At 66.5% G+C, this 5,371-nt stretch carries 7 protein-coding genes; all 7 read left to right on the forward strand.

What is annotated here, in order from left to right:
• Positions 1–247 (forward strand): hypothetical protein (locus EB084_18755; protein ID NDD30303.1); only part of this gene is annotated, 247 nt, incomplete at its 5' end.
• A gap of 229 nt (positions 248–476) precedes the next feature.
• Positions 477–1,046, forward strand: coding sequence for a hypothetical protein (locus EB084_18760; GenBank protein ID NDD30304.1), 570 nt, complete (start codon positions 477–479; stop codon positions 1,044–1,046).
• Between the two features lie 16 nt (positions 1,047–1,062).
• On the forward strand, positions 1,063–1,968 hold the full coding sequence (locus EB084_18765; protein ID NDD30305.1) for a cobalamin-binding protein: 906 nt from the start codon (positions 1,063–1,065) through the stop codon (positions 1,966–1,968).
• Entirely contained in the window at positions 1,965–3,020 is a 1,056-nt protein-coding gene (gene btuC, locus EB084_18770; GenBank protein NDD30306.1) for an iron ABC transporter permease, read from the forward strand. Before EB084_18765 ends, btuC begins: the two co-directional genes overlap by 4 nt.
• A gap of 124 nt (positions 3,021–3,144) precedes the next feature.
• Positions 3,145–3,777 carry a hypothetical protein gene (locus EB084_18775; GenBank protein ID NDD30307.1) on the forward strand — a complete coding sequence of 211 codons (633 nt, stop codon included), beginning with the start codon at positions 3,145–3,147 and terminating at the stop codon, positions 3,775–3,777.
• Positions 3,777–4,643 carry an ABC transporter ATP-binding protein gene (locus tag EB084_18780; protein ID NDD30308.1) on the forward strand — a complete coding sequence of 289 codons (867 nt, stop codon included), beginning with the start codon at positions 3,777–3,779 and terminating at the stop codon, positions 4,641–4,643. The genes EB084_18775 and EB084_18780 overlap by 1 nt, the downstream gene beginning before the upstream one ends.
• Before the next feature lie 43 nt (positions 4,644–4,686).
• Positions 4,687–5,181 (forward strand): hypothetical protein, encoded by a 495-nt coding sequence (locus EB084_18785; GenBank protein NDD30309.1) that lies wholly within the window; start codon positions 4,687–4,689, stop codon positions 5,179–5,181.
• Positions 5,182–5,371: the final 190 nt, after the last annotated feature.

Below are 5,371 nucleotides of genomic sequence, written 5' to 3' on the forward strand. Positions count from 1 at the left end.
GAGCGCCCGCCGGGTTCTCGAGCGGGTCCGCCCCTATGAGCCGTTCGATCTCGAAGAGGTCGACATCAACCAGGATCGGGTGGCCTACGGCCTGCACCACGACACGGCGCCCGTGCTCAAGATCAATGGCCAGACCGTGTTTCGTCATCGCATCGATGAAGACCGTCTCATCCGGCGTCTGCGACTTGTGCGACAGCAGTTGATCGCCGAGGAGGAGGAAAGACGCCGGCGCGGAAACTCGATGTGACTGCGGAGTCGGCTCGAGACATCTCGGGTCGTGGTTGCGGTCTGCCCGGAAGGAATCTATTTTCATCGCACCGAAGCCCGAATGGCTCGAGATTCCCTGTCTCTTCAGGCGGGGGGCATCGCGTGGTTCCCACGGGCCTCGAGCAAGCATCGAGCCGACCGGGCGGCAGGCCTGCGAGTCGCGCAGTGTAGACATCTGACCCCTGCCATGACAGGAAGGAGAGGTAAAGGTGAAAGGAACGACCCGTAAGCGGTTTGCCGGATGGACGCTGGTCATCTCGACGATGGCCATGCTGGCCTTGGGCGGTATGCTCATGCGTACGCCTGCACAGGCGGAGGAGAGTCTCGGAGAGCACAGCCTCATCACGAGCCTGGGCAACCAGAAGTATGCCAAGTATCTCTACCCGAACCTGAATCAGGCCTTCTACCTCCCCAAGCAGTACGAGACGCGCTTCGACATCCACAATGCGAAGTTCTTCCAGATCGAGTACTACGACGTCATTGGAAACTACCCCAGCTTGAAGTTCAACGTCGACGTGAATCAGCCGGAGTACCTCCAGATGCACTGCGACGTCTCGTTCTACAACCCCCGCGGTGAGCTCATCCATCGGTTCGCCAACATCAGCCCGAACCGCTGGCTCTCGCTGCCGCACAACCTCACGTCGCTCGAGTACGACCGCCTGCAGGTTCGCATTCGCAACCACGGCCAGTCGAACCTCGACTTCCGCTTCGTCACCCTCGACCCCGTCGATCCGGTGAAGGGCACGCCCATCCCGCCGACCCGCGACATCCATCTCTAAGAATCTCGGTTTCGGCATGAAGCAGGGTCTGCCGCGCTCGGCAGGCCCTGTTTTGCTGTCCGGGCAAAGGAAGCGCACGGCGGGCGCGCTGGCGCTCGTGGTGATGGTCGCGCTGACCGTCGTGGCCGGATGCACCCCGGCTGCCCTCCAGCTCGAGTCTGCCCCGGCGCGCGGCGTGGCGCGGCGGGTGGTGAGCCTTGCGCCCAATACCACCGAGATGCTGTATGCGCTTGGCGCGGGGGGGCAGATCGTGGCCTGCACCGCCTCATGCAACTATCCTCCCCAAGCGCGAGCCCTTCCCCGAATCGGGGATATGCACGTCGATGTGGAACGGGTCGTGGCGATGGCCCCGGATCTCGTGGTGGCCGAGTGGCTCACACCGCCCGACCTGGTGCGGCGCTTGCGCGCACTCGGGCTGCGGGTGCTGCAGGTCGATTCCTCCACCATCGACGGCTACCTCGAGACCCTGGGGCGACTCGGCGAGCGCACGGGCCATCCGGCTGAAGCCGCGCGTCTGAGCGCCAGGCTCACGTCGAAGGTCGGGGCGCTGCGCCGTCGCCTGGCCGAGGTGCCGATGCAACGACGTCCCCGCGTGTTCATCGAGATCTGGGGAAGACCGTTGCAGACGGCGGCGTGCCAGACCTTCATCGATGAGATGATTCGCCTTGCTGGAGGCGTGAACGTTTTCGGTGAGCTCGAGCAGTACCCCCGGATCAGCCCGGAGGCGCTGCTCTCGCGGGATCCGGACGTGGTTCTCCTCACCTCGTCGAGCGTCGAGGCGTTTGCTGCCGAGCCCGGACTGGGAAGCCTGCGCGCCGTTCGCAATCGGCGCGTGTGGGCAGTCGACCCTGATACCCTTGTACGTCCAGGGCCACGCTTGACCCAGGCGCTCGACGGGCTGACCCGGATGCTCACGCAATGACCGCGCAGTCGCTGGTGCTTCGCCTGTTCCGCGGCCTCCTCGTGGGGGTCGCGCTCTACGTCGGCATTGCGCTGCTGTCGCTCGACGTCGGAACGGTGCGCATCTCGGAGGCGACCATCGTTCGCGTGCTCGCCGAGCCCGCGCTGCGTACCGTTGTCGACAGCGGTGATCGCGCCCGGGACATGCTCGGGCAGGAGGCACGCATCATCTGGGACATCCGCCTGCCTCGCCTGGCGCTGGCCTCTCTGGTCGGCGCGTGTCTGGCCCTGGCTGGCGCGGCGTTTCAAGGGCTCCTGCGCAACCCGCTGGCCGATCCGTACATCGTGGGGACCTCGTCCGGCGCGGCGTTTGGAACGGCGGTCGCCATCGCCCTGGGGCTCTCGTCCGGCGTTGATTCGGCCGAGTCGCTCCGGCCCTTGTTCTCGTTTGCGGGCGCGCTGCTCACCATGTACTGCGTCGTTCGTCTCGCCAGGGTAGAACGCCGGCTCCCGGTAGACACCTTCCTTCTTGCGGGGGTGGTCATGGGCTCGTTCCTGTGGGCCTTCGTGTCGTTCATCATGGCGACCGCGAACGGGCGCATGAAGGAGATCGTGCTCTGGCTGATGGGAGATCTGTCGCTGGCCACATGGTCTCTCGTTGGCCTGGTCGTGCCCTACTTCGTGCTTGGCGCCCTCGCGCTGGGCGCACTTGCACATCGCTTGAACCTGCTGTCGATGGGAGAGGAGTCGGCTTCGTCGCTCGGCGTCGACGTGGAGGCCACCAAGCTCGTCGTGGTGGCCGCCGCGTCGCTTCTCACCGCCGCGGCGGTCTCGGTGAGCGGCCTCATCGGGTTTCTGGGGCTCTTCGTTCCGCACCTCACGCGATCGGCCTGCGGCCCTGACCATCGGGTCTTGCTGCCGGTGTCGGCCATCGCGGGCGCAACCTTCCTCGTTCTGGCAGACACCGCGTCGCGCGCCATGAGTCCGGTCGAGCTCCCGGTGGGCGTTCTCACCGCCCTCTTCGGGGGGCCGTTCTTCTTCGTGCTGCTGCGCAGACGTCTGAGCCAGCTCTGAGGGACGCGACGACGGTGGTCCCGGCACGGCCGCACCTCGAAAACAGGGAAAGCCCGCGCGGCGAAGCGAACTCACGATGCACGGTCAGAGCGTCGATGGCGCTCTGGGGCGGGCGAGGAGCGCCATGAACTGCGTAAAGTGCGGCCAGTCGAATCCGGGCGGACTCAACTTCTGTCAGCGTTGCAACGCCCAGCTTCTCAAGATTGCGGGGGCCGCCGCGTCGTCTTCCCTCGACATCGAGGAAGGCAAGGCGTACCTCACCCCCGATCGCGCCTACCCCACCGAGTTCTTGTACAACCTGAGCTGTCGGGCCTACGAGTACGTCCATCAGGGCGCGCCGGGAGAGCCGCTTCTCGAGGCGTATCACATCGTGCGCAGCCGCATCGACGAGTTCGAGGCCGAGGGGCTGCCCGCGCTTCTTTCCGAGCTCGAGTCAGAGCGGCACGAGATGCCGGATGACGACCACGCGCGTCAGATGATCTACCTGCTCAGCAAAGGGGTGTCGATGTACCGCGAGGGCTTCGGCGGGTTCGACGATTTCGTCGAGAGCGGAGAGACCGAGGCCCTGATCTCCGCCATCACGCGAATGCAGGAAGGCAACGATCATCTCGGGCTTGCGGGCGAGCTGGCGCAGGCGCGCAGCCAGAAGATCGAGGACGCGCTGCTGCGTGCCGGACCGCCCCCGCGCGTCTCTCGAGAGAGCGGCTGCGAGGCTGACGCGATGGGGCTCGACACGGATTCGGTGACGTCGCTCTGATGGGCTCTGCTACCCCTGGGCCCGATGCGCCTGTGCTCGAGGCGCGGGGCGTCTCGTTCAGCTACCGTCAGCGTGCGGGTGCGGCTGCGCTCGAGCAGCTCACGCTCAGGGTCGATCGGGGCGAGATGGTTGCGCTTCTCGGGCCCAACGGCAGCGGCAAGTCGACCCTGTTGCGTGTGCTCAGCGGCGTCGCGCGTCCCTCGAGCGGGCAGGCGCTGCTCCAGGGCGTCGATTGCGCGGCGCTTCCCGCGGTCGAGAGAGCCAGGCGGCTGGCGTTTGTTCCCCAGCGCGTTCAGGTCGAGCTCCCGTTCACCGCGCGCGAGGTTGTGATGATGGGACGCGCACCGCATCAGGGGCGCCTCGGCATCGAGCGCGCTCGTGACGCGGAGGTGGTGCTCGACGCCATGCGCGCCATGCGCGTCGAGCGCCTCGGTGACCGTCGTCTCGGCGAGCTCTCCGGGGGGGAAGCCCAGCGCGTGATGCTGGCCCAGGCGCTGGCGCAGGAGCCGGAGGTGCTGCTCCTCGATGAGCCCACGTCGCATCTCGACATCGGCTTCCAGGTCGAGATCATGGAGCTTCTCTTCGCGCTCCATCGCGATCGCACGCTCACCGTGCTCGTGTCGATGCATGATCTCAATCTCGCCGGGCTCTTCTTCCGGCGTCTCGTTGTGATGCGGGCGGGGCGCGTGATGGCCGATGGCGCGCCCGCCGAGGTGCTCACCGCCGCTCTCTTGAGAGAGGTCTACGGAGCAGACATCCACGTCGGGCATCATCCTGACGTGGAGGCGCCGCTGCTTGCGGTGCGACGGCGCGAAAGCGCCTCGCTGCAAAAGGAGGACGCCCCTCGCGGCGGCACGAATCCTTGACCTGAGCCACGCTCAGACGTTCTTCCGGGGCAGCGAACAATCCATGAAACTCGAAGACGTGACCGTCATGGACCTGGCGACCGATCCGCGCCAGTCACTGGGCGAACAGGTGCCGTTCTTCCTGTATCGCTACATCTCCCTGTTTGCCGTTGCAGACTCACGCGGCGCGTACGCTGAGAAGTCCTTGTTCGACGGCGGGTACAAGGCAGGCTCTCAGCTCGTGCGCGAGATGATGTTCGTCGATGTGCCCGGGCTCATCGAGTTCTTTCGTCAGAACGGCATCGCCATCGTCACGGTCGAGTCGACGTCCGGCGCTATCCGCATGGTGCGCCTCGAGGAGTGCGCGACCTGCACGGGGCTGCCTCCTGTCGAGATGTCGCTGTGCCACCTCGAGGCAGGCCTTCTGGCGGGCGCGCTCCAGCATCTCGACAAGTCGTCCGCGCCTTACGGAGCCCGCGAGACCGAGTGTGCGGGGCTGGGCAATTCGAGCTGCCTCTTCGAGGTCGGGCCCGACATCGTGATGCACGGGGAAGGGTGAGAGCATGCCGGATCCCGATATCAGCGAGCTGCTGAAGATGCTCGAGAAGAAGCACGGCGGGGCCGGCGCGCCGCCCGCGCGTGCTCCAGGCGTTCCTCCTCCTGCGCCGCCTGTGGCGGCGGCGCCTCCGGCCCCTGGGAACGCGACACCCGCGCCGCCACCGGTCGGGGCACCCGCAATCGGGCAAGCC

Source organism: Pseudomonadota bacterium (assembly GCA_010028905.1).
Classification (GTDB): domain Bacteria; phylum Vulcanimicrobiota; class Xenobia; order RGZZ01; family RGZZ01; genus RGZZ01.

What these genes read in the sequence shown, in the direction of transcription:
- EB084_18775 (NDD30307.1), top strand. Translation starts at nt 3,145, where the DNA reads ATGAACTGCGTAAAGTGCGGCCAGTCGAATCCGGGCGGACTCAACTTC.
- EB084_18785 (NDD30309.1), top strand. Translation starts at nt 4,687, where the DNA reads ATGAAACTCGAAGACGTGACCGTCATGGACCTGGCGACCGATCCGCGC.
- EB084_18765 (NDD30305.1), top strand. Translation starts at nt 1,063, where the DNA reads ATGAAGCAGGGTCTGCCGCGCTCGGCAGGCCCTGTTTTGCTGTCCGGG.
- EB084_18780 (NDD30308.1), top strand. Translation starts at nt 3,777, where the DNA reads ATGGGCTCTGCTACCCCTGGGCCCGATGCGCCTGTGCTCGAGGCGCGG.
- btuC (NDD30306.1), top strand. Translation starts at nt 1,965, where the DNA reads ATGACCGCGCAGTCGCTGGTGCTTCGCCTGTTCCGCGGCCTCCTCGTG.